This is a genomic window from Micromonospora sp. CNZ286 (assembly GCF_014207755.1).
Window position 1 is genome coordinate 4727754 of record NZ_JACHIZ010000001.1, and the last position, 22500, is coordinate 4750253.

At 72.9% G+C, this 22500-nt stretch carries 22 protein-coding genes and 1 pseudogene; 12 read left to right on the forward strand and 11 right to left on the reverse strand.

What is annotated here, in order from left to right:
• Nucleotides 1-222: 222 nt before the first annotated feature.
• Nucleotides 223-1269 carry a zinc-dependent alcohol dehydrogenase family protein gene (locus FHX31_RS20605; RefSeq protein WP_184977030.1) on the forward strand — a complete coding sequence of 349 codons (1047 nt, stop codon included), beginning with the start codon at nucleotides 223-225 and terminating at the stop codon, nucleotides 1267-1269.
• A gap of 63 nt (nucleotides 1270-1332) precedes the next feature.
• On the opposite strand, the gene FHX31_RS20610 is transcribed toward FHX31_RS20605, so the two are convergent.
• Nucleotides 1333-4563, reverse strand: coding sequence for an Ig-like domain-containing protein (locus tag FHX31_RS20610; protein ID WP_184977031.1), 3231 nt, complete (start codon nucleotides 4561-4563; stop codon nucleotides 1333-1335).
• A gap of 255 nt (nucleotides 4564-4818) precedes the next feature.
• On the reverse strand, nucleotides 4819-5388 hold the full coding sequence (locus FHX31_RS20615) for a winged helix-turn-helix domain-containing protein (protein ID WP_013285208.1): 570 nt from the start codon (nucleotides 5386-5388) through the stop codon (nucleotides 4819-4821).
• Between the two features lie 259 nt (nucleotides 5389-5647).
• Here FHX31_RS20615 and FHX31_RS20620 point away from each other — a divergent pair, with 259 nt between their 5' ends.
• The gene (locus FHX31_RS20620; RefSeq protein WP_184977032.1) at nucleotides 5648-10045 is read left to right on the forward strand and encodes a S8 family serine peptidase; all 4398 of its coding nucleotides are present in this window, start codon (nucleotides 5648-5650) and stop codon (nucleotides 10043-10045) included.
• A 160-nt stretch (nucleotides 10046-10205) separates the two neighbouring features.
• On the opposite strand, the gene FHX31_RS20625 is transcribed toward FHX31_RS20620, so the two are convergent.
• On the reverse strand, nucleotides 10206-10697 hold the full coding sequence (locus FHX31_RS20625; RefSeq protein WP_013285206.1) for a winged helix-turn-helix domain-containing protein: 492 nt from the start codon (nucleotides 10695-10697) through the stop codon (nucleotides 10206-10208).
• A gap of 286 nt (nucleotides 10698-10983) precedes the next feature.
• Between FHX31_RS20625 and FHX31_RS32785 the strand changes: the two are divergent.
• A pseudogene (locus FHX31_RS32785) lies at nucleotides 10984-11172 on the forward strand (hypothetical protein); the annotation flags it as partial.
• 30 nt (nucleotides 11173-11202) lie between these two features.
• Here the strand turns inward: FHX31_RS32785 and FHX31_RS20635 are convergent.
• Complete coding sequence (locus FHX31_RS20635) at nucleotides 11203-12237, reverse strand: sigma-70 family RNA polymerase sigma factor (protein ID WP_091329139.1); 1035 nt, start codon at nucleotides 12235-12237, stop codon at nucleotides 11203-11205.
• A gap of 96 nt (nucleotides 12238-12333) precedes the next feature.
• On the opposite strand from FHX31_RS20635, the gene FHX31_RS20640 reads away from it, so the two are divergent.
• Both FHX31_RS20640 and FHX31_RS20645 read left to right on the forward strand, forming a co-directional pair.
• Nucleotides 12334-13161, forward strand: coding sequence for an alpha/beta fold hydrolase (locus FHX31_RS20640; RefSeq protein WP_013285204.1), 828 nt, complete (start codon nucleotides 12334-12336; stop codon nucleotides 13159-13161).
• Between the two features lie 68 nt (nucleotides 13162-13229).
• Nucleotides 13230-13457 carry a hypothetical protein gene (locus FHX31_RS20645; RefSeq protein WP_030270782.1) on the forward strand — a complete coding sequence of 76 codons (228 nt, stop codon included), beginning with the start codon at nucleotides 13230-13232 and terminating at the stop codon, nucleotides 13455-13457.
• 48 nt (nucleotides 13458-13505) lie between these two features.
• On the opposite strand, the gene surE is transcribed toward FHX31_RS20645, so the two are convergent.
• Genes surE through FHX31_RS20660 form a run of 3 tightly spaced genes read right to left on the reverse strand, consistent with a single transcriptional unit; the run spans nucleotide 13506 to nucleotide 15522 of the window.
• Nucleotides 13506-14336, reverse strand: coding sequence for a 5'/3'-nucleotidase SurE (gene surE / locus FHX31_RS20650; RefSeq protein WP_071095956.1), 831 nt, complete (start codon nucleotides 14334-14336; stop codon nucleotides 13506-13508).
• Nucleotides 14326-15267: a 1-phosphofructokinase family hexose kinase gene (locus FHX31_RS20655; protein ID WP_030270785.1), complete on the reverse strand. Its 942-nt coding sequence runs from the start codon at nucleotides 15265-15267 to the stop codon at nucleotides 14326-14328. Before FHX31_RS20655 ends, surE begins: the two co-directional genes overlap by 11 nt.
• Nucleotides 15268-15309: 42 nt before the next feature.
• Nucleotides 15310-15522: a hypothetical protein gene (locus FHX31_RS20660; protein ID WP_013285200.1), complete on the reverse strand. Its 213-nt coding sequence runs from the start codon at nucleotides 15520-15522 to the stop codon at nucleotides 15310-15312.
• Nucleotides 15523-15687: 165 nt separating this feature from the next.
• On the opposite strand from FHX31_RS20660, the gene FHX31_RS20665 reads away from it, so the two are divergent.
• On the forward strand, nucleotides 15688-16392 hold the full coding sequence (locus FHX31_RS20665; protein ID WP_091329141.1) for a hypothetical protein: 705 nt from the start codon (nucleotides 15688-15690) through the stop codon (nucleotides 16390-16392).
• A gap of 9 nt (nucleotides 16393-16401) precedes the next feature.
• Here the strand turns inward: FHX31_RS20665 and FHX31_RS20670 are convergent, their stop codons facing one another.
• The 4 genes from FHX31_RS20670 to FHX31_RS20685 all read right to left on the reverse strand — a co-directional run bounded on the left by FHX31_RS20670 (nucleotide 16402) and on the right by FHX31_RS20685 (nucleotide 19487).
• Entirely contained in the window at nucleotides 16402-16884 is a 483-nt protein-coding gene (locus tag FHX31_RS20670; RefSeq protein ID WP_123109577.1) for a hypothetical protein, read from the reverse strand.
• Between the two features lie 57 nt (nucleotides 16885-16941).
• Nucleotides 16942-17895, reverse strand: coding sequence for an FAD-dependent oxidoreductase (locus FHX31_RS20675; protein WP_184977033.1), 954 nt, complete (start codon nucleotides 17893-17895; stop codon nucleotides 16942-16944).
• Nucleotides 17896-17965: 70 nt separating this feature from the next.
• Nucleotides 17966-18880 (reverse strand): CU044_5270 family protein, encoded by a 915-nt coding sequence (locus tag FHX31_RS20680; RefSeq protein WP_013285196.1) that lies wholly within the window; start codon nucleotides 18878-18880, stop codon nucleotides 17966-17968.
• On the reverse strand, nucleotides 18873-19487 hold the full coding sequence (locus FHX31_RS20685) for an RNA polymerase sigma factor (RefSeq protein WP_013285195.1): 615 nt from the start codon (nucleotides 19485-19487) through the stop codon (nucleotides 18873-18875). Before FHX31_RS20685 ends, FHX31_RS20680 begins: the two co-directional genes overlap by 8 nt.
• A 178-nt stretch (nucleotides 19488-19665) precedes the next feature.
• On the opposite strand from FHX31_RS20685, the gene FHX31_RS20690 reads away from it, so the two are divergent.
• From FHX31_RS20690 to FHX31_RS20715, 6 genes are read left to right on the forward strand one after another with little or no spacing between them, the layout of a single operon-like run.
• Entirely contained in the window at nucleotides 19666-20079 is a 414-nt protein-coding gene (locus FHX31_RS20690; RefSeq protein WP_114919886.1) for a YbaB/EbfC family nucleoid-associated protein, read from the forward strand.
• Complete coding sequence (locus FHX31_RS20695; RefSeq protein ID WP_013474680.1) at nucleotides 20076-20405, forward strand: hypothetical protein; 330 nt, start codon at nucleotides 20076-20078, stop codon at nucleotides 20403-20405. Before FHX31_RS20690 ends, FHX31_RS20695 begins: the two co-directional genes overlap by 4 nt.
• Nucleotides 20406-20408: 3 nt before the next feature.
• Nucleotides 20409-20903: a WXG100-like domain-containing protein gene (locus FHX31_RS20700; protein WP_114919885.1), complete on the forward strand. Its 495-nt coding sequence runs from the start codon at nucleotides 20409-20411 to the stop codon at nucleotides 20901-20903.
• The gene (locus FHX31_RS20705) at nucleotides 20896-21423 is read left to right on the forward strand and encodes a hypothetical protein (protein ID WP_013285191.1); all 528 of its coding nucleotides are present in this window, start codon (nucleotides 20896-20898) and stop codon (nucleotides 21421-21423) included. Before FHX31_RS20700 ends, FHX31_RS20705 begins: the two co-directional genes overlap by 8 nt.
• Entirely contained in the window at nucleotides 21420-21965 is a 546-nt protein-coding gene (locus FHX31_RS20710; RefSeq protein ID WP_114919884.1) for an SUKH-4 family immunity protein, read from the forward strand. Before FHX31_RS20705 ends, FHX31_RS20710 begins: the two co-directional genes overlap by 4 nt.
• A complete protein-coding gene (locus tag FHX31_RS20715) occupies nucleotides 21962-22498 on the forward strand; it encodes an SUKH-4 family immunity protein (RefSeq protein ID WP_114919883.1) in 537 nt (178 codons plus the stop codon). Before FHX31_RS20710 ends, FHX31_RS20715 begins: the two co-directional genes overlap by 4 nt.
• The last annotated feature ends 2 nt before the right edge of the window (nucleotides 22499-22500 follow it).

The window sequence follows — 22500 nt, forward strand, 5'->3', positions numbered from 1 at the left end:
CGTAGATCTTGGGTGTGGGGAGGCCTGACGCGTCGGAGAGGAGCGGGTGGGGCGGGGACCGGTTGTCGGCGGTGATCATGCGCTTTCTGCCCGGTCAGACGGGGCATTTCCGACATCCGCAAGGCCGCAAGGCCGCAAGATCGCGGGGAGCGGGTGGGGGCGGGAGGGCGGGAGGGCGGGGGCGGGGCGGGAGGTGGGACGGGTGGGTGTGAGGATCGGGGCATGCGTGCGGTGGTGTTCGAGCAGTTCGGGGTACGGCCGGAGGTCCGGGAGGTGGACGACCCGGCGCCGGCGCCGGACGGGGTGGTCGTCCGGGTCGGCGCGACCGGCCTGTGCCGCAGCGACTGGCACGGCTGGCAGGGCCACGACCCGGACATCCGCCTGCCGCACGTGCCGGGGCACGAGTTCGCCGGTGTCGTCGTGGCCGCAGGCGCGGACGTACGCGGCTGGCGGCCCGGCGACCGGGTGACAGCGCCGTTCGTCTGCGCGTGCGGGCGGTGCCCGTCCTGCCTGGCCGGCGACCAGCAGGTCTGCGAGCGGCAGACCCAGCCGGGCTTCACCGGGTGGGGCTCGTTCGCCGACCTGGTCGCGGTACGGCACGCCGACGTCAACCTGGTCCGGCTGCCGGACGAGCTGGACGAGGCGGCCGCCGCCGCGCTCGGCTGCCGGTTCGCCACCGCGTTCCGGGCCGTCGTCGCGCAGGGCCGGGTCGCGGCGGGCGAGTGGGTGGCCGTGCACGGCTGCGGCGGCGTCGGCCTGTCCGCGGTCATGGTGGCGGCGGCGAGCGGGGCGCGGGTGGTGGCGGTGGACGTGTCGTCCGGCGCGCTGGAGCTGGCCCGGCGCAGCGGCGCAGCGGTCTGCGTGGACGCGAGCGCGCTCGGCGGTTCCGCCGAGGTGGCCGCCGCGATCCGGGAGGCCACCGGCGGGGGCGCCCACCTGTCGCTGGACGCGCTCGGCAGTCACGCCACCTGCGTGGCGTCGATCGAGGGCCTGCGCCGGCGCGGCCGGCACGTGCAGGTCGGGCTGCTGCCCGCCGCGCAGGGCCGGCCCGCGCTGCCGATGGACCTGGTGATCGCGTACGAGCTGGAGCTGCGCGGCAGCCACGGCATGCCGGCGCACGCGTACCCGGAGATGCTGCGGCTGGTCACCGCCGGGGTGCTGCGCCCGGCCGAGCTGGTCACCCGCACCATCGACCTCGACGCCGCGCCTGACGCGCTGGCCACGATGGACCGGCCGGCCACCGCCGGGATGTGCCTGATCCGGCCCTGAGACGGGCACGGGCCGGCCCGGCGCCGGGAGACCCGGCGCGGACCGGCCCGCGAGGCCGTCCGGTCAGTCGGTGACGGTCACCGTGACGGTACGGGGCGGCTGCTGGTACTGCCCCCGGTTGTCCATGCCGCGGATCGTCACCGTGTACGTGCCGGCCGGGATCACCGGCGACGTGTACGCGAAGTTCGACCCCGGCGAGCCCGGGCTGGTGAGGAACGTGCCGATCCACGGCCAGCTGGTCGGCGCGCCCGCCCGGCCGAACGTGCCGGCCGAGTTCATGCCCTGACCGGCGCTGTTGCCGATCTGCACCTCGACCTTCTGCATCCCGCCGTCGTCGACGGCCCGGCCGGTGATGACGATCCGGCCACCGGTGTACGCCTGACCCTCGACCGGCGTGATGCTCGGCTCCAGCGTCGGGTCGGTGTCACCGGGGTAGACCAGGTAGCGGGCGGTGGCGCCGCTGGTCGAGTTGTCCTGCTGACCGGCGGTGTCCACGGCCCACGCCTCCACGCTGTACGTGCCGCGCGTGGGCAGGTCGATCGAGAGCGTGAACACGGTGCTGGTCGCGCCGGACGCGGCGAGCGTCGCGTCGACTGTGGCGAACGCGGCGGCCATGGTGCCGTTGGGCTGCACGTACCGGCCGGTGTCCAGGTCGCGCAGCGCGATCCGGACCGCCCGCACGCCCTTGTCGTCGGTCGCCGTGCCGGTCAGGTCCAGGTGCAGCTGGTCGACGTCCTGGTTGGTGCCGGTGAAGCTGAGCAGCCCGTTCGGGAAGGCGTCGCCGGGCACCTGGGCGGTGACTGCGAGCCGGCCCATGTTGGTGCTGGACGTGGTCAGGCCGAGCTTGTCGGTCGCCCGTACCCGGAAGTCGTAGACGCCCGGGGTGAGCGGCACCGTGGTGAACGACCAGTCGAACGTCGCGGCGTCGAGGTTGGTCGGGGAGATCCGGTGGTAGCCGGCGACCGAGTCGGCGCCCCACGTGCCGTCGCTGGCGAGCGCCTCGCGGGTGGTGTTGTTGCGCAGGTAGATCTCGACCGACTTCAGGGCGTCGTCGTCGCTCGCCGTACCGGCGAACGTGACAGCGCCACCGGGCGCGACGGTGAACGGCGCCGGGTTGCCCGGCGGGGTCATCGCCACCGGCGAGGTGATCGCCACTGTCGGCGGTACGCCGTTGGCCGAGACGGTCCAGTCGCGGGTGTCGCCGCGCAGGTCGCTCTGCCCGGTCGTGTCGACGGCGGTGGCGGTCATCTTCCACTGTCCCTCGACCGGCAGCGTGACCTCGTACTGCCAGGTGGTGGACGTCGCGCCGATCACGTCCGGCTCGCCGCGGAAGGTGTTGTAGACGGCGGCGACGGTGCCGTCGTCCTGGAGGTACCGGTTGTCGGGCGTGCGGAACGAGTAGATGAGCGAGTTGACGCCCTTGTCGTCGGTGGCGGTGCCGGAGGCCACGAAGGTCTGCGTGGCGAGCAGGCCGGCCGACGGCGAGCTGATCCGGGTCGACGGCGGCAGGTCGTCGAAGCGGAACGTCTCGATCTTCTTGACCGCCTTGGTGGTGTCGCCGGCCCCCTTGCGGTCGAACGTCTTCGCCTGCAACTGGTAGACGCCGGCCGGCAGCGTCACCGGCAGGCTCCACGTGGTGGAGGTGGCGTTCGGCGCGGCGACAGTCGTGTTGATCGCCTTGAACGCGCCCCAGGTGGTCAGGTCGGCCTGGAGGTACTTGCCGCTGTTGCGGTCCTGGATCTCCAGCTGGACCCGCGCCACGCCGGCCGGGGCGAGCGCCTGGCCGCTGATCGTGAACGACTCGCCGGCCGGCTTCACCGCGCCCTCGATCGGCGTCGTGACGGTGGTGTCCAGCGCCGCGGGCGCGGGCTGCTTGGAGAGGTCGAAGAAGGCGACCCGGCCGGTGGTCTTGCCGCCCTTGACGTTGCCGTCACCGCCGACGAGCAGGCCGCGCGAGGTGGCGAGCATCGCCTTCTCGCCCTCGTACGAGTTGGAGCCGGGGTTCCACTCCAGCGCGGTGCCGGTGAGCGGGTCCAGCGCGCCGAGGTGGTCGCGGCGGACCACCTGGTCGCCGAGGCCGTAGCCGCTGAGCCCCTGGCCGGTGCCGTATCCGACGTTGTCCAGGCCGGGCCACGGCACGTTCGACGTGGGCGACTCCTGCCAGCTGAAGTGGCCGCCGACGTAGACGGCGGTGTCGGTGATCGCGACCGAGTAGATGCTGTCGAAGTGCCGGGAGATCCAGAGCGGCTCGACGTTGTCGTTTCCGGTCAGCGGGTACGCGATGGCGGTGTCGTTGATCGGCGGCCGGTCGCCGCCGGAGCCGCTGGTGACCACGAAGTACGAGTCGTCCGGCGCGATGTCACCGGCGAAGACGCGCTGGATGCCGCCGACGAAGGAGAGGTTGTCCTCCCACAGCCGGGTGCGCCACGGCAGCAGCGCCTTGGTGGCCGTACCGATGAGCGCCACGCCGTAGCGGTCCTGGCCGGCGATCTGGCGGCCGGTGTGCACGACCAGCAGCTTGCTGCGGTCGTGGGTGAGCTTGAGCTGCTGCACGGTGAGCATGCCGCCGACGCCGATGCCGCCGGTGACCGGCAGGTTGAAGCCGGTGTCGACGGCGCCGGTGGTGGGGTTGAGCGCGGCCAGGCCGCTGCGGCTGACGCCGTTGACGGTGGCGAACTGGCCGCCGACGTAGACGGCGTTGGCGCTGACGGCCAGCGCGGTGGCCCGCGCGTTCGCGGTGGCGGTGAACGCGGCGACCGGTGCGCCGGTGGTCGGGTTCAGCCGGGCGATCTTGCGCTTGGTGACGCCGTTGACGGTGTTGAACGCGCCGGCGATGTAGAGCGACTTGCCGTCCGGCGACGCCTCCACCGCGGCGACCGCGCCGTCGATGACCGGCTTGAACCCGGTGTCCACCTTGCCGGTGTCCAGGTTGTACGACGCCAGGGACCGCTGCGTGATCGCGGACCCGCCGACGTTCGCGATCGAGGTGAACGTGCCGGCGATGAAGACGCGGTTGCCGATCACTTCGATGTCGACGATCTCGCCGTTGGTGATCCGCGGCGTGTCGGTGCGGGGGGTGGTCGGCATCAGCCGGGTGTCCCCGGGGGTGACCAGCGCACGGGTCGCCGTGGTGCGCGCGGCGCCGAGTGCGGCGCTGCTTCCCGTCGCCTGTGCGCCGGTGTGGCCGGCCACGCCGGCGTCCCGCACGGTGACGGTGGCGGCGAGCGCCGGCACTCCCGCCACCACGACCGCGCCGGCGACGACGACCGTCACCGCGCGAAGCCAAACTCGCATCGAGACAACTCTCCCTGTCCGCCGGGACGGCCCCCTCGGGTGATTCCCGAGTCCCCTCCGTCCGCGTGCCGGACGCCACCGTAGGAGGCAAAGACTTCTCGCGATACGTGCCGCACCGGTAATCGACCGGTCGCCATCAATTCCGGCCACACCGGCAGGGCGCCTCCACCGATCGGGTCACCGGCTGTCACCGTCCGGCCGTGCGCGCCGTCCGGTCCGCAACGTGCGGCCTTGCACAGCGGACCCAGGGGTGGGTCAGTCGCCCCGTACCCGGGGGTGGCGGTGGTCGGTCAGCCGCAGGCCGACGCCGCGTACCGCCGCGATGGTGACGCCGGTGCCCAGTTCGTCGAGCTTACGGCGCAACCGCTTGACCAGGGACTGCACGTCGGCCCGGCCGTGCGTCGGCGCGTCGTGCCAGACCGCGTGGTGCAGCTCGGCGTAGCTCCACACCCGTACCGGCTCGACGGTCAGGCAGGTCAGCAGGTCGCGTTCCAGCCGGGTCAGGGCGGTCTCCCGGTTGCCCCACCGGGCGGTCGACCGGGCCGCGTCGATCACCAGCGCGCCGTCCGGCGCGGGCTTGTCCCGGGGTACGGGCGCAGCCGGCGCGACGGCCGGGGCAGGTGCGTGCGCCGAGGCCGGCGCATCCGTGATCAACTCGCGCAGCTCGTCCAGATCGGCGACCATCAGAAGGGGCGCGACGCCGTCCAGCAGCTCGGTCAGCCGCAGCCGTTCGGCCGGGGACGACGTCACCCCGATGACGAGCGAGAAGGGGCGCTCCGACGGGTCGGTGCCGGAGTTCGCCGCGTTCGTGCCGTCAGTCGTCACCGCGCCCCACCGTGACAAAAACTGTCAACAGGCCGCCCGATCCGGGAGCCTGTTGGTGACATGTTGCTCACGTACGGTCATTGATCGTTCCTTACTGTCGATCATAGTGTCCACTCAGGCGTCCGGCGCAGACCCGCACGGCGCCTAGGGGGCCTGGGGGGTTCTTTTCACACCGGTGTAGCAGTCGGGAGAGCACGTCTCCTGGCCCTTCTGCCATGGCTCGATCATCAGCGGGTCATCGGAGGAGGAGGCAGCACCGATGCTGAGACGTCCACACAGATGGGGCCCGGCCCGGCGGCTGGTGAGCGCGGGCGCCGCCCTGGTGCTCGCCGCCACCGCGCTGGCCGCGACCGGCACTGCGGCACAGGCCGAGACGGGCGCGGGCGCGGCGGCCGGCGACAAGATCCGTCCCGAGCTCACCCGCCAGCTCCAGGGCAAGAGCGAGGGCGACTTCTGGATCCACTTCGGCGCCAAGGCGGACCTGAGCAAGGCCGCCTCGATCAAGGACTGGAACGAGCGCGGCGCCGCCGTCGCGGCGGCGCTGAAGAAGACAGCCGCCGACAGCCAGTCGAAGATCCGCGCCGAGCTGGACCGCTCGGGCACGAAGTACCAGACCTTCTGGGCGACGAACGCCATCAAGGTCACCGACGGCTCGCTGACCATGGCGCAGAACTTCGCCGCCCACTCCGAGGTGGACGGCCTGTACGCGCCGGTGGAGTACAAGCTGCCGGAGACCACCCCCGGCACCGACGAGAAGTCGGCGAACGCCCTGGAGTGGGGCATCGCCAACATCAACGCCGACGACGTCTGGTCCCAGTACGGCGTCAAGGGCGCCGGGATCACGGTGGCGAGCATCGACAGCGGCGTCCAGTTCAACCACCCGGCGCTGGTGAACGCCTACCGGGGCAACAACGGTGACGGCACCTTCGACCACGACTACAACTGGTTCGACGCCGCAGGCGAGTGCGCCACCGCGCCGTGCGACTCCGACGGCCACGGCACGCACACCATGGGCACCATGGCCGGCGCCGACGGGGCCAACCAGATCGGTGTCGCCCCCGAGGTCAAGTGGATCGCCGCGAACGGGTGCTGCCCGTCCGACGCCGCGCTGATCTCCTCCGGCCAGTGGATGCTGGAGCCCACCGACCTCAACGGGCAGAACCCGGACGCCAGCAAGCGGCCGAACATCATCAACAACTCGTGGGGCACCACGGCGCCGTCGAACGAGCCGTTCATGGAGGACGTCACGAACGCGTGGACCGCCTCCGGCATCTTCGGCGTCTGGTCCAACGGCAACAACGGCCCGTCCTGCCAGACCAGCGGCTCACCGGGCAGCCTGGCGAGCAACTACTCGGCCGGCGCGTACGACGTCAACAACAACATCGCCAGCTTCTCGTCCCGGGGTACCGGGCAGAACGGCGAGATCAAGCCGAACATCTCGGCGCCTGGTGTGAACGTGCGCTCCAGCGTGCCGACCAACTCGTACGCCAGCATCAGCGGCACCTCGATGGCGGCGCCGCACCTGGCCGGCGCGATCGCGCTGCTCTGGTCGGCGGCGCCCACGCTGGTCGGCGACATCACGGCGACCCGCGCGCTGCTCAACGACACGGCGATCGACAAGGGCGACTCGCAGTGCGGCGGCACCACCGACGACAACAACGTCTACGGTGAGGGCCGCCTGGACGCGCTCGCGCTGCTCGCCGCCGCCCCCATCGGCGACAACGGCACGCTGGCCGGCAAGGTCACCGACGCCGCCACCGGGGCCGGGATCGCCGGCGCGACTGTCACCCTGTCCGGGGCGGCCGATCGCACGCTGACCACCGGCGCGGACGGGACGTACTCCTCGCTCCTGCCGGCCGGCGACTACCAGGTGGTCGTCTCGGCGTTCGGGTACGCGACCCGCACCCTGCCGGCGACGATCACCGCGAACACGACGACCACGCTCGACGTGGCGCTCACCGCGGTCGCGAGCGTCACGGTCAGCGGGCAGGTCACCGACGGGTCCGGACACGGCTGGCCGCTGTACGCGAAGGTGAGCGTCGAGGGCACGCCGATCTCCGACTACACGACGCCGACGACCGGCCGCTTCAGCCTGTCGCTGCCGTCCGGGGCGACGTACCGGCTCAAGGTCGAGCCGCAGTACGCCGGCTACCTGACCACCACCAAGGAGGTCACCGTCGGCACGGGCAACGTGACCGCCAACATCGCGGTGCAGGCGAACCCGGAGGCGTGCACCACCGCCCCCGGCTACACCGTCAGCTCCGACGGCGAGTACGAGACGTTCGACGGCACCGGTGTCCCGGACGGCTGGACCGTGGTGGACAACGCCGGCACCGGCCAGGTCTGGGAGTTCACCGACGCCGGTGAGCGCGGCAACCTGACCGGCGGCAGCGGCAACTTCGCCATCATCGACAGCGACAACTACGGCAGCGGCGGGCGGCAGGACACGTCGCTGGTCAGCCCGGTGGTCGACCTGACCGGCGTGACCGCGCCGGTGATCCGGTTCAACCAGGACTACAACTGGCTCAACAGCGACCGCGCGGACGTGGACCTGAGCCTCGACGGCGGCACCACGTGGAGCAACGTGCTCCGGCAGGCGGCCGACGTCCGCGGCCCGCGGGTGACCGAGGTGCCGATCCCGCAGGCGGCCGGCCAGTCGCAGGTGCAGGTGCGCTTCCACTACTACGAGGCGAGCTGGGAATGGTGGTGGCAGGTCGACAACGTCCTCATCGGCAGCAAGCTCGTCTGCAAGCCGGTCAAGGGCGGCCTGGTGCTCGGCCACGTCCGCGACAAGAACGACAACAGCTACGTCAACGGCGCCACGGTGACCAGCAAGGACCGCCCGGCGGAGAAGGCCACCACAGTCGCCACGCCTGATGACACCGAGCTGCCCGACGGCTTCTACTGGATGTTCTCGTCGCTGACCGGGACGCACCCGTTCACCGCCGGTGCCGGCAACTACGTGAGCCAGACCAAGCAGGTGGCGGTCGAGGAGGACTGGGCCACAGCGGCCAACTTCCAGCTCGCCGCCGGCCGGCTGTCGGTGAAGCCGACCTCGATCACCGGCACGGTCCGGATGCCCAGCGGGAAGGTCAGCAAGACGTTCACCGTCACGAACACCGGCGGGGCCCCGGTCACCGCCGAGTTCAGTGAGCGCGACGGCGGGTTCGTGCTGCAACGGGCCGACGGCACCCGGCTGTCCGAGCAGGCGCTGCTCGGCTCCACCGGCGCACCGGTCCAGCGGCTGACCGCCGCCACGTCGTTCGCGGCCCGCTCGTCGGGCAAGTCGTCGAACGCGATCGCCGCCGCCGCACCGCAGGCGGACCCCTGGACCACCATCCCGGGCTACCCGGCGAACGTGATGGACAACCGGGTCGTCAACGTCGACGGCACCGTCTACTCCATCGCCGGTGGCGACGGCACCGCGTCGAGCGCCAAGAACTACCGGTACGACCCGATCACCCAGGCGTGGACCGGCATCGCCGACCTGCCCGGGGCACGTAACGCCATGACGGTCGGCGTGCTCGACGGCAAGATCATCGCCACCGGTGGCTGGGGCGCCGCCGGACCGGACGCCGCCACCTTCTCGTACGACCCGGCGGCGAACACCTGGACCCGCAAGGCCGACAACCCGGCGCCGCGCGCGGCGGCCGGCCAGGCGGTCGCGGGCGGCAAGCTGTACGCGATCGGCGGCTGCACCACAGCGAGCTGCACGCCGATGGCCAACTCGGTGGTCCGGTACGACCCGGGCGCCGACGCCTGGGAGACGCTGCCGGCGTACCCGAAGTCGGTGGCGTTCCTGTCCTGCGGCGGGATCGACGGCACCGTCTACTGCACCGGTGGCAACGACGGCACCACGTCGCAGAAGGTCGGCTACGCCTTCGACCCGGCCGCGGGCGCCTGGACCGCCATCCCGGACGCGCCGGCCGACAGCTGGGCCTCCTCGTACGCGGTGGCGAACGGCAAGCTGCTGGTCGTCGGCGGGTCGCAGGGCGGCGCCATCACCAACGCCGGCTTCGCGTTCGACCCGGCGACCAACTCGTGGGCCAACCTGCCCAACGCCAACGCCCCCCGCTACCGGGGTGGCGCGGCCTGCGGGTTCTACAAGATCGGCGGTTCGTCGGGCGGCTTCACGGCCACCAAGGACAGCGAGGTCCTGCCCGGCTTCGGCGAGTGCGCCGAGGGCGCGGCCGACGTGAGCTGGCTGACCGTCGACAAGTCGAAGGTCACGCTGGCACCGGGTGAGAAGGTCACCGTCACGGTCGGCATGGCCGCGAACGTCGACCAGCCCGGCACGTACTCGGCCTCCGTGGTGATCAAGGAGAACACCCCGTACACGGTGGAGCCGGTGGCGGTGACGATGATCGCGCAGCCGCCGACCACCTGGGGCAAGCTGTCCGGCACGGTCTCCGGCAAGAGCTGCCAGGGCGCCACCGCGCCGCTGGCGGGCGTGACCGTGCAGGTCGACTCCTGGGCGAACTCGTACACCTTCACCACCGACGCCCAGGGCCGGTACGCCTACTGGATGGACCGGCGCAACAACCCGCTGACGCTGATCGTCGCGAAGGACGGCTGGAAGCCCCAGACGCGCCAGACGAGGATCAACAGCAGCACGCCCACGGTTGAGGACTTCACCCTCTCCCCCACCCGCTGCTGACCCCAGCGGCTGACGAGGACGGCCCGCCCGGCACACCCGCCGGGCGGGCCGCCCCCTTTCCCCGGCGATCTTGCACTCGCGGCCCCGGCAAGGCAGACAAAAGCCCCACCCGAGGGGCCGTAACTGCAAGATCGACGGCGAAACCGGGCGGGGTCAAGGGTTACGGGGTGAGGCGGAAGCCTACGCCTCGGACGGCGTGGATCATGGCGGGGGCGTCCAGGCGGCCCAGCTTGCGGCGGAGGCGGCGTACCACGGAGTGCATGTCCGACCCCCGCCCGAGGTGGTCGTTGCCCCAGACGGCGCGGTGCAGCCGCGCGTACGTCCACACCTGGCCGGGCGTACCGGTGAGGCAGACGAGCAGGTCGTGCTCCAGTGGCGTCAACCCGATCTCCCGCTCCCGCCAGCGCAGCACCCGCCGGTCGGAGTCGACGGCCAGTTCCCGCCCGGGTGGCTCGGCCGGCGCCTCGTCACTCGCGGGCGGGTGCGGCGCCGGGGCCAGCGCGGGCCGGCGTACCAGGTCGAGGAAGCGGCGGGCCTGATGGGCGCTGGACACGATCAGGAACGACTCGGTGCCGCCGAGCAGTTGGGCGAGCTGCCGGCGCTCGGCCGACGAGGACGCGATGCCGATGACCAAGGACGGGAGCCCTGTCATCCGTTCCCACCTTTCCGGCAGGCCGAACCACAACGCCGGGCGGTCGCCAGGCACGACGATGCGGAGGCACCTGGCTTGCGGAGTTCGACCCGAGGGGTGCGGGAGCTGCGGTTTCGTGAGGCTTCGGGGTGAACTACCGGGATCATATAGCCGAGCACCGATGATTGGTATAGCAGTTAACGTCGATGTAACTGCCAGCAACAAGGTGTTCGAGGCAAGTTGCGCCGGCGCACGCGTACCGATGAGAGCCGGGGCGTACGGCGGTCCAATGCGTGTGATCACCCACATGCTCTGCCTGGCCGACGGGACGCCGACCCGCGCGGACATCGCGGCCCGCTGCGCCGAACTGGCCGAGGCGCTGCGTGGCCGCGACCGGGGCGTGGTGGTGTGCGACGTGTCCGCGGTGACCGCGCCCGACCTGGTCACGGTCGAGGTGCTGGCACGGATCCGCCTGACCGCGCGGCGGTTCGGCTGGCGGCTGGAGGTACGCGGCGCGGGCGACGACCTACGCGAGCTCGCGGGCCTGCTCGGGCTGGCCGGTGCCCTCCTCGAGCCGGTCCGGCAGCCCGAACAGCGGGAACAGGCGCTCGACGTCGAGGAAGTTGTTGAGCGACGTGATCCGGCCGCCGGAGACGCCGATCACGATCAGCGCCCAGGGCACGTGGCCTGAGCCGTCGGGGTCGCGCCGGTAGTGCCCGAACGCCGGCATCCCGTTGGCGGCGGTCGGCACCAGGCGGGAGCCGCGGCAGCCGCTGCCGGTGCCGGCCATCCACGCCGCGATGTGCTCGGGACCGCGCAGCCACAGCGGCAGCGGCGGCATCGACAGCGTCGCGTCCTCGTGCAGCAGCGCGGTGAGCGCCGCCAGGTCGTACGCCTCGAAGGCCCGCACGTAACGGGCGAGCAGCGCCTGCTGCTCGCTGTCGAGCGGCCGGCGCACCTCGGCCTCGGTGTCGGCCGAGGCGAGCGTGGCGCGCGCCCGTTGCAGCGCGCTGTTGACGCTCGCCACCGACGTGTCGAGCAGGTCGGCGACCTCCTGGGCCGACCAGGCCAGCACCTCGCGCAGGATCAGCACGGCCCGCTGCTTCGGCGGCAGGTGCTGCAACGCCGCGACGAACGCCAGCCGGACCGACTCCCGGCCGGCGACCACCTCGGCCGGATCGGCGACCTCGGGCAGCACCCGGTCGTCGGGCGCCGGGCCGAGCCAGATCTGCTCCGGGCGCGGCTCGCCGGGGTGGGTGGCGGTGCCGACGCCGGCCGGACCGAGGTCCATCGGCCGGATCCGGCGCTGCGCGCTGGTGGACATGGTGAGGCAGACGTTCGTCGCGATCCGGTAGAGCCAGGTCCGCAGCGCGGACCGCCCCTCGAACTTGTCGAAATTACGCCAGGCCCGGACGAACGTGTCCTGCACCGCGTCCTCGGCCTCGAAGGCCGAACCCAGCATCCGGTAGCAGTAGCCGGTCAGCTCCGACCGGTACGCCTCGAGTTGCGCCTCGACGGGGACGCTCGCCACCTCGCTCACCCCGCCGAAACTAGCCCACATGCTGCGTCAATGCGAGCACGTTCGAGCCCGCACCGATGAGTCGGTGCCGCCCGGCCGGTCTGACAGCCGTCAGGTCACCACGTCCGAGGAGCACCGATGACCACAGCGCAGCGCGACGAGACCCACGCCCCGGGGCGGTACGCCGACGTCAACGGCGTCCACCTCTACCACGAGACGCACGGCGAGGGCCGGCCGATGATCCTGCTGCACGGCGGCCTCTGCTCGGGCGAGATGTTCGCCCCGATCCTGCCCGCGCTCACCGCGAGGCACCGGGTGATCCTGGTGGACCTCCAGGGGCACGGCCGCACCGCCGACGTGGACCGGCCGCTCGACATGGCGCTGATGGCCGACGACGTGGCCGCGCTGATCGACCACCTCGGGCTGGACCGGCCGGACGTGGTCGGCTTCTCCCTCGGCGGCGGTGTCGCCCTGCACACCGGTTTCCGGCACCCGGAGAAGGTCGGCCGCCTGGTCGCCGCGTCCGCGCACATCCGCCGCGACGCCGTCTACCCGGAGCTGCTGGCGCAGCAGGGCCAGGTCGGCGCCGCGGCGGCCGAGTACATGAAGGACACCCCGATGTACGAGCTGTACCAGCGGGTCGCGCCCCGTCCGGAGGACTTCCCCCGGCTGCTCGACAAGATCGGTGAGGCGATGCGGAAGGACTTCGACCTCACCGAGCAGGTCCGTGCCCTGCGGGTGCCGACGCTCGTGGTGGCCGCCGACGCCGACATGGCCCCGCCGAGCCACTTCGTCGAGGTGTTCGGGCTGCTCGACGGCGGCCGGCGCGACGGCGGCTGGACGGGCGAGGGCCGCCCGGCGGGCGGGCACGCGCTGGCGATCCTGCCCGGCCTGACCCACTACGACATCGACCAGTCGCCGCTGTTCGCCGCGGTCACCCTGGACTTCCTCGACCGGGGCCGCTGACCCGCGCGCGTGTGCCGCGTCCCGTACCGGGGTACCGCTTGCACAGGAGCACCGGTGAGGAGGACGAGATGACCGACCCCAGGTACGCACCGATCGGGCTGGCCGCCGCCGGACGGCTGGTCCCCGACGACGGACAGGCCGACGGCGGTGAGGTCGTCGGCGCCGACGACGCGGCTGCCGACGCCGCCCGGGCCGGCGCCGACGTGGACCTGTCCCGGGCCGACCGGGACAGCGACGGCACCCCGGTGGGTGCCGCCGACGCCGAGGCCGACCGCCGCCGCGCGGCCGGCGAGTGACGCTCTCCGCCCCGCCACCCGTGCGACGGTGGCGGGGCGGAGCCGTCCTCAGCCGTCGACCGGCAGCTCCACGTCGGGCAGGTGTCCGAGCGCCCGGATCGCGGTGACCGCCGCGTACCCGTCGGCCAGCCAGGCGATGTCGGTGCCGGGGACCGCGCGGACCGCGTTCGCCTCCACAGCCGTACGCACGAACCCCTCACCGCGCTCGGCGACGGACACCTGCACCTGACCGAACGGGGCGAGTGTCGCCTGGCGCAGCCCGGCCACCTGATCGGCCGGCCGGTCCGGCACGTTGAGGTTGAGCACGGTGCCCGGATCCGCCCCGGCCAGCCACGGCAGCAGCGTCGCGGCCAGGTCGGCGGCTGTCGACCAGTGGCGGGACTCGTCGTCCACGCTGTCCAGCACCGCGATCGCCGCGCCACCGCTGCCGGCGCTCGCCGCCGCCGGAGTGAGCACGTCGAGCGACACGGCGAGCGCGCGGATGCCGTTGTTGCCGGCGGTCAGCGCCGCGCCGACGGTGCCGGAGTGCAGGACCGCGTGGCCCGCGTTGGCGCCCCGGTTGATGCCGGACAGCAGCAGATCCGGCACCGGCCCGAACACACCCAGGCCGGCCAGCACCGCGATGTACGCCGGGGAGGCCGCCACCGCGTACGCGGGCACACCCGGCAGCCCGTCCAGCTCGGTCTCGCGGAACACCAGCCGCCCGTCGTCGGTCACCGCCGACAGCGCCGCGCTCATCCCGCTCGCCTCGGCCTCCGGCGCCGCGACCACCACGTCCATCCCGCGTTCGTACGCCGACCGGGCCAGCGCGCGGATGCCGGGGGCGTGCACACCGTCGTCGTTGGTCACCAGCACCCGTGGCGGCCGGTCAGTCGTCATCGTCGCCGCCGTCCAGCGGGGTCAGCCGCACCCGGCCGGCCAGTTCGCGGACCGCCTCGGCCCGGCCCGTGCCCAGCCCGTGCCGGGTCACGTTCAGCGCGCCCGCGGCGGCGCCGATGTGCAGCGCCTCCCGCATGTCCCCGCCCCGGGCCAGCACCGCGGCGACCCCGGCGGTCATCGAGTCACCGGCGCCCCGGTGGTCGGCCAGCTCCAGCGGCGGGGCGTGCACCAGCAGCGGCTCGCCGTCCTCCGGCAGCGCCAGCGCGGGCTCCCCCGCGCGGCTGATCAGCACCGTCCGCGCGCCCCGCTCCTGGCACCGGCGGCCGGCGTCGCGCAGCGCCTCGACGCTGTCGTCCTTGGCCAGGCCGTCGTCGAGCAGCTCCTCGTGGCTGACCTTCAGCACGCTCACGCCGCCGTCGAGCACCGCCTCCAGGTACGGCCCGGACAGGTCGGCCACCACCTTGCCGCCGTTGGCGCCCAGGTCGGCGGCGAGCCGGCGGTAGATGTCCGGGTCCACCACCTGCGGGTCGGCCGGCCCGCTGAGCACGCTGACCGGCGCGCGCAGCCCTTCGGTGAGCGTCACCGTGTACAGCTCGTCGATGTCGTGCCGCACCATCGGCGCCCCCGGGTGCTCGGCGATCTCGGTCCGCTCGCCGTCGCGCCGGTCGTGCACGTACCAGCCGGTGCCGGACTCCCGCCGCACCGTCCGGACCGTGACGTCCTCGTCGTCGAGCAGCTTGCGGACCGCGTCGCCCACCTCGCCGCCGAGACCCACGCACATGGTCACCGGTACGCCGAGCGCCGCGATCATCCGGGTCTGCCACACCCCCTGCCCGCCGGGGTGCAGGTGCAGCTCGGGTACGTCGCCCTGCTGCTCGATCGTCACCGTCAACAGCGGGGCCGGGGCGAACACCATCACCTTCTGCTCCATCCGCCAGTGTTGCCCGCTGACCGGCCCCGGTAATCCCCCAGGTCAGCGCGTACGCGCGGCGGTGCGCCGACGCCGCAGGTACGGCAGCGCGAACAGGTAGAGGCCGCTGATCAGGAGCAGGGCGAGCGGGAGCAGCGGCACGTAGGAGACCCACACGATCGGGTCCTTCTGGGCCAGCGCCACGAAGGTGATCACGACGGTCACGGTGAAGGCGACGGAGAACCAGCGGTGCAGCTGACGGATGCGCGTGTCCATGGACGGTGACCTCTCGCCGGTGGCCTCCCCGGCGGGGAGGCCCGTGCCGGAAACGCTAGGTCCGGGCGCCCGCCCGAGGCTTCTCGATTCCTGACCGGTCCGCGGGACGGTTTGCCGGGCAGCCCTACCCTGCCGACAACAGCAGCCGATGCCACGGGGGCAGGCATGCAGATCATCGAACACAGCGTCCTCGGCACCCGGTCCGCCGTGCTCCGTCTACGCCGTCCCGGCAGCCGGTTGGAGTTCCTGGTGTTCCCGATGCTCCACGTGGCGAGCCCGGCGTTCTACGCGGCGGTCACGAAGCGGCTCCGGGAATGCGACCTGCTCGTCGTCGAGGGCGTCAGCGGCCGGTCCGCGGTCGGCTCGGCGTTGACACTCACCTACCGGGCCATGCCGGCCAACCGGCGCTCCGGCCTGGTGACAGACCCCATCCCGTACGCGTCTCTCGGCGTCGAGGTGCTCAACCCGGACGTGTCGGCGGCGGAGTTCGCCCAGGGCTGGCGGGCGATGCCGCTGCGGTACCGCCTCCAGATGTGGCTGGTGATCCCGTTCGTGATGGTGATGCAGTTCTTCGGCGGCACCCGGCGGCTGCTCTCGCCCGAGATCGAGATGAGCGACCTGCCGTCGGCCACCGACGAGCGGTACGCCGACCACGAGTTCACCGAGCACGCCGAGCGCGCGTTCGGCGGCGAACGCGACGAGCGGCTGCTCGCCGCGTTGTCCGAGCTGATCGGTACCCGGTCGGCGGAACGCATCGACGTGGCTGTCGTGTACGGCGCCGGGCACGTGCCGGCGATCGTGCGCGGGCTCTTCGAGCTGCACGGATACCGTCCCCGCGCCGCGGAATGGCTGACCGTCCTGGAGCGGTGAACAGAGCGCTCAGGCGGTGTCGGAGCGCCGGACGAACCCGGCAACAGCGAGCGCGCTGATCGTGGTCGCCACGGCCGCGGCGAGCACCAGAAGGGTGGTCTCCACCTGCACCGTACGCATGTATTCGCCGCCCTCGGCGGTGGCCGACGCGTAGCGCACGGCCGCCAGCGGGTTGAGCAGCACCGCGGCGATACCGGCGGTCCACGCCCTCGCCGGAAGCCGCTCGTCGTCGGGGCGGACGGTCCGCCGGACGGCCCACCGGCCGAGAGCCGCGAACGTGACGAGCAGCGTGACCGGCAGCAGCCAGAGCACGGCGGGCAGCAGGTCACGCAGGGGCACCACGGCGTCGAGCAGCTCCACCAGGAAACCGGAGCCGTCGTGGGTCACCAGGCCGATCCGGTGGCTGTAGGCCGCGAGCGCGACAAGCGTGCAGCCGATGTGGACGGCGATCAGGGCGACGAGGGCGAACAGTGGGGCGCGGCGGGCGGACACCGGGCCGAGGTTACCGCCCGCCGAGCCCCGACTGTGGACCGTCGCGCGCCGGGGCGGTCAGACGCCCAGGGCCAGGTCGGCCACCTCGGCGGCGCAGCCCCAGGACAGCGTCACCCCGGCGCCGCCGTGCCCGTACGCGTGCACCAGCCGCCCGTCCGCCGGGTCCACCTCCACCCGGGGGCCGCCGTGCCGGGCCGGCCGCAGCCCGATCCGCTCCCCCAGCACCGGCGCGTCCGCGAGCTGCGGCACCAGCGCCACGCACCGGCGCCGGATCGCCGCCGCCTCCTCCGGGTCGGGGCGGGTGTGTCCCACCCCGGCCTCGTAGGTGCCGCCGAGCACCACGTCGTGGCGGCGCGGATGCACGTACGTGACTCCTGCCGGGTCGTCCTCGTCGCGTACCGAGACGGTCAGGCCCGGGTTCGCCACCAGCAGGACGTGCCCGCGCGCCGGGTACACGGCCGGGTCGGCGGCGAGCCCGCCGGCGGCCAGGCCGGTCGCGTTCACCACGACCGGGGCGACCTCGTACGCCTCGGCGAGCGTGCCCAGCGCGCGGCGGACGACCCGGCCGCCGCCCGCCTCCAGGCGCTGCCGGAGCCAGGCGAGGTACGGGGTCATCTCCACCGACGGGGCGGTGAACCGCAGCAGCGCCGTGTACGGCGGCTCCGCCGGCTCGGCCGTCAGGTCGCCGCAGGCGTCGGCCCACCAGGGCGGCCCGGTGTAGCGGTGGCGCAGCCACATCCGGGTGGGCCGGTCGACCACCCCCGGCACCCCGTCGGCGGCCTGGCGGCGCAGCTCGGCGTGGGTGTCCCGGGCCCAGCGCAGCACCCGGGGATCCTCCTCGGTGTGGCTCGGGTACCAGACCGCGGCGGCCACCGTCGACACCGTGTCGGCCGGGTCGTGGGCGGTCAGGACGGTGACGTGTGCGCCCCGCCGCTGGAGCGTGAGCGCCGTCGTCATCCCGATCACCCCGCCGCCGACCACCACCACGTCCGCCTTCGTCATGACGCCCATGATGGCGCAGGCCCCGGACGGACGACCGGAGCGGGCGGGCCGCCCAGGGAGGCGACCCGCCCGGTGGGCGTCAGCCCTTCTGGCCGACCCGGTCCACGACGGCGACGGACAGCACCGCGGACGTGCCCGCCTCCCCGCCCACGCCGAGGAACGCGTACGTCCGCGGGTCGAACACCAGCACCATCAGAGCTGGACTGCGCCCCGGGGAGGGCCAGCTGACGCCCACACCGGAGCGGCCCGCGCCGTCAGTGGCCTTCTCCACCACCTCCAGGCCCGGTGTCGCGGCGGCGGCCTCGAAGAGCGCGGCCCGCGAGCGCGGCCTCAGGTACGAGTCGCCGAGCAGGGACAGCACGTCCTTGGCGGCGGCGTTGACGTCACCGGGCTCGCCGCTGCGGTGCTTGTCCAGGTAGGCGCGCATCGCTGTGGCGTCGGTGGGCACGGCCGGGTCGTAGGCCGGGCTCGGCACGCACGGTTCGGTGCCCGGCAGGAGCTGCCCGCCCTTGTACATCTTCGCGCGGCCGTCCCGGCAGCCGGGGAGCACGAACTCCTGGCGGCCGCCCGCCGGGTGCTCGACGACCAGGCCGTCCCTCGTCCCGTCCACCGACGCCCAGCTCTCCCGCAGCTGCGGACCGTCCTGCATCCGGGTGTAGACGAACTGGTCGGGCCGGGGCTCGACGTCCGGCAGCCGCAACGCCGCCGCCGCCGCGTCGCGCAGCACCTGCCGGGCGTCGGCCCGGGCGGCCGGCGCGCTGCCGCCGATCCGGTCCGGCGCCAGCACCAGCACCGCGGCCAGCGACGCCGCCACCGACGCCGTCGCGACGCCGGTGAGGACCAGCCGCCAGGCCGGCCGTCGTGCCCGCCGAACCGGCGCGGCCTCCGTCGTGGTCATCGCGCCGACCAGCCGGGTACGCGCCGCACCGAGCCGTTCGTCCGCCGGCAGCTCGGTCTCGTCGCCGAGCCGCTGGAGCAGTCTCATCTCATCCATTACTCAGTACCTCCTCGATGGTGTCGGCCGGTTCGCCACCGAGCCGTTCCCGCAGCAGCCGGCGCGCCCGGTTCAGCCGCGACCGAACGGTGCCGACCGGGATCGCCAGCGCGGCGGCGACCTCCTCGTACGTCAGGTCCTCCCAGGCGACGAGCAGCAGCACGTCGCGGTCGCCGTCGGCGAGCCCGGCCAGCGCGTCCAGCAGGTGCCGGCGCAGCGACCGCGCGGTCACCTCGGCGGCTACCCGGTCGGCGGGGGACGCCTCGGACGTCGCCGGGTGGTACGCCTGCCGCAGCCGGTACTCCCGTTCCTCGGTGCGCCGCTGCTGGGCGACGAGGTTGGTGGCGATCCCGTACAGCCAGGGGCGGGCGTTCGGGCAGCCGGTGTCGAACCGGTCCCGGCGCCGGAACGCGGCGAGGAACGTCTCCGCGACCAGGTCGTCGGCTGCCGCGGAGCCGAGGCGGCGCGCCAGGTAGCGGTGGATGTGCGGCGCGTGCCGGTCGAAGATCGCGGCGAAGGTCTCCGGTTCCCGTACGGACCGGGCGACGACCTCGGCGTCGGTGAGCGCGCCGACGTCGGCATCCGTCGCCCGTCTCAGTCTTCTCATGCGCGGCCTCTCGGCGAGTGGGGACGTGTCACCTGTTGTCCGCTGCTCGCGTCCGGACGGTTCACGCCCGTGACGGTAGGCCGGTCGGACGGTCCGTCGTGGACCGCGCGGTCGTACGGGGCGGAATCGCTTTGTCCCTCTCGGTTACGCTCGTGGCGTTTGGCCTTGGGGAGGGCTCATGAGTGCGGATTCTTCGATGAGCGGCGACTTCACCCGCATGCTCGACGCGACGATGGCGGCACTTCGGACGGTGGGTCCGCCACCGGAGGGTGAGGCGGAGACGCCCGCGGTCGGCGAGGCCGCCGACGGGCAGGTACGCGCCGAGATGGGCCGCGACGGCCGGCTCCACTCGCTGCACGTCGAGCCGCGGCTGATGCGGCTCGGCTCCGAGGAGCTGACCGCGCACATCGTCACCGCCGTCAACGCGGCGATCGACGGGCTGCGGACCGGCCCGGCTCCGCAGGTCGCGGACATGTCGCAGTTGCGGGAGCAGTTGCAGGAGGTACGGGACACGGCCGTACCCCGGCTCGGGTCGTTCCTCGACGCGCTCACCGAGGCGCAGGAGCGGCTGGCGCGCGGCGGGCAGCGATGAGCGGCGGCGGCTTCGAGGTGCACCCGCCGCTGATCCGGGCCGCCGGGCGCGGCGTCACCGACGTGGCCAAGCGGTTCACCGGCGAGCTGGAGGCGTTCGAGGCGCGGATGCAGGGCTACGGCGAGCCGTGGGGCGCCGACGACATCGGGTCGCTCATCGGCATCGCGTACACCGAGGTGGCGAACTACATCTTCGACTGCCTCGGCATGGCCGCCGACGAGTTCACCTCGGCGGGCGCCGACATCGCGGGGATGGCCGACTCGTACGAGCGGGTCGACGAGGACGGCGCGGGCACCATGCGCTCGCTGGCCGGCGGGCTGGGGTGAACCGTGGGACTGCAACTACCCGGTGAGCTGGTCACCGCGCTCGGCTGGATCGGCTACACCTGGCCGGCCGCCGACGAGGAGAAGCTCTTCGAGATGGGCCAGGCGTGGCTGGAGTTCGGCGGCCGGCTCGGGGCGGCGGCCGGCGAGGCGGACGCGGCCGCCGCGCAGGTGTGGACGCAGAACGTCGGCCCGGCGATCGCGGCGTTCCAGAAGTGGTGGGGCGGCGAGCAGAACGGGCCGCTCGTGCTGCACGACAGCATGCCCGCGGCGATGCTGCTGGGCGCCGGGCTGATCATCTGCGCGGCGATCGTGCTGGCGCTGAAGATCGCGGTGATCGTGCAGCTCGCCATCCTCGCGTTCCAGGTCGCCCAGGCGATCGCCACCGCCGTGGTCACGTTCGGCGCCTCGCTGGCCGAGATCCCGATCTTCCAGATCATCACCCGGGAGATCGTCGGCGCGCTCATCGACCAGGTCATCGGGAGACTGCTCGATGCCTAGCCCGAGGCGCGGCCGGGGCGCCGCCGCGAAACCGGCCGCCGGCAAGATCGTCCGCAAGGCGGTCGAGAAGCTGGAGAAGCCGATCGTCCGGGTCACCGGACCGAACCGGAGCCTGCCCACGAAGGTGGTCCGGGTGGAGCGCCGCGACTTCCACGCCACCGCCCAGTTCCGGCGCAAGATGGCCGCGCTGAAGAAGCTCAGCGACGAGGGCAAGCTCTACAAGGCCACCAACCCGGTGCAGCGCGACAAGAGCATCACCGACGGCTACAAGGACCGGATCCGGCAGAAGATCTGGGACAAGTACTGGCCGCACGACAAGGACCTCGCCAACCGGCTCAGTCAACGGCTCAGCGACTACCATCCCGACCACGTGTGGGAACTGCAGCTCGGCGGGCCGGACACCGTCGACAACCTCAAGCTGCTGCATGGTAGAACCAACACGGACATCGGCTCCCAGATCTGGGGGCAGATCCAGAATCTGCCGGACGGAACCCCGATCCGAATAGAGGTAGTGGATTGACTTCCGATCTCGCGCAGCTTCTCGACGAACTCCGCGCCGACCTGGCCGCGGACGAGCCGGCGAGTCTCGCGTACGCGCAGATCGGCGCGCCCGCCGACGCCGGTGACGTGCCGGCGGAGCTGCCGGCCGGCCTGCGTGATCTGCTGCTCGCCGCCGACGGCCTGCGGGCCGGGGCGTTCGAGCTGGCCTCGGCCGGCCGGCTCGCCGGGGTGCAGTACTTCCTCGACTACGCGCCCGACTTCTCCCCCATCCCGCAGGACAAGACCGGCTGGCTGGTCGTCGGCACGCGCAGCGACGAGCCGATCTTCCTGGAGCGGGCGACCGGCGGGGTGTGGTACTTCCCGCCGACCGGCACCGAGTGGTTCATGGGCGACGCGTTCGAGGAGCTGGCGCCCGACCTCGACTCGTTCGTGCACTACTACGTGCTCGGCCCCGGCTACGCCGAGCTGGTCACCGACGACGACGCGTGGTACGCGTTCCTCGACCGGCAGGGCCTGCTCGACGACGCGGACGAGGTCGACGAGGACGAGGCGCAGCCGTGACCGTGACCCGGGAGCAGCTCACCGCGCTGTGGGGTGAGCGGGGCGTCATCTACTTCCCCGACCAGCGTTTCGACGCGGTCCTCGGGCCGCTCGGGCCGGAGGTGTTCCCGCCCGACGGTGTGCTGCCGGTCGAGGTGCCGATCCTGTTCACGGTCGACGTCTCGGTCCCCGACGTCGAGCTGTTCTCCACGCTGTCGATCGAGCTGGGCGACCAGGGCCCCCGCCCGTACGTCGTGCTCGGCGCCTCGCCGGAGGACCCGGCGCTGCTGTTCTGCCTGGACGCGGGCACCGGCGCGGTGATCCTGCTCGACCTGGAGACGCCGAACCTGGAGACGGTGAACAGCACGTTCGCCGCGTTCGTGGAGTTCCTCTACCGGCTCGGGCAGCTCATCGCCACCGACCCGGGCGGGCGGGAACGGGCCGCACGGGCGGCGGCGATCCGCGACGACCTGCGCCCGGTCGACCCGGTGGCGTTCGCGGAGCCGGAGTCGTGGTGGAACATGGCCTTCGACGAGCTGGAGTCGACCGCCTGACG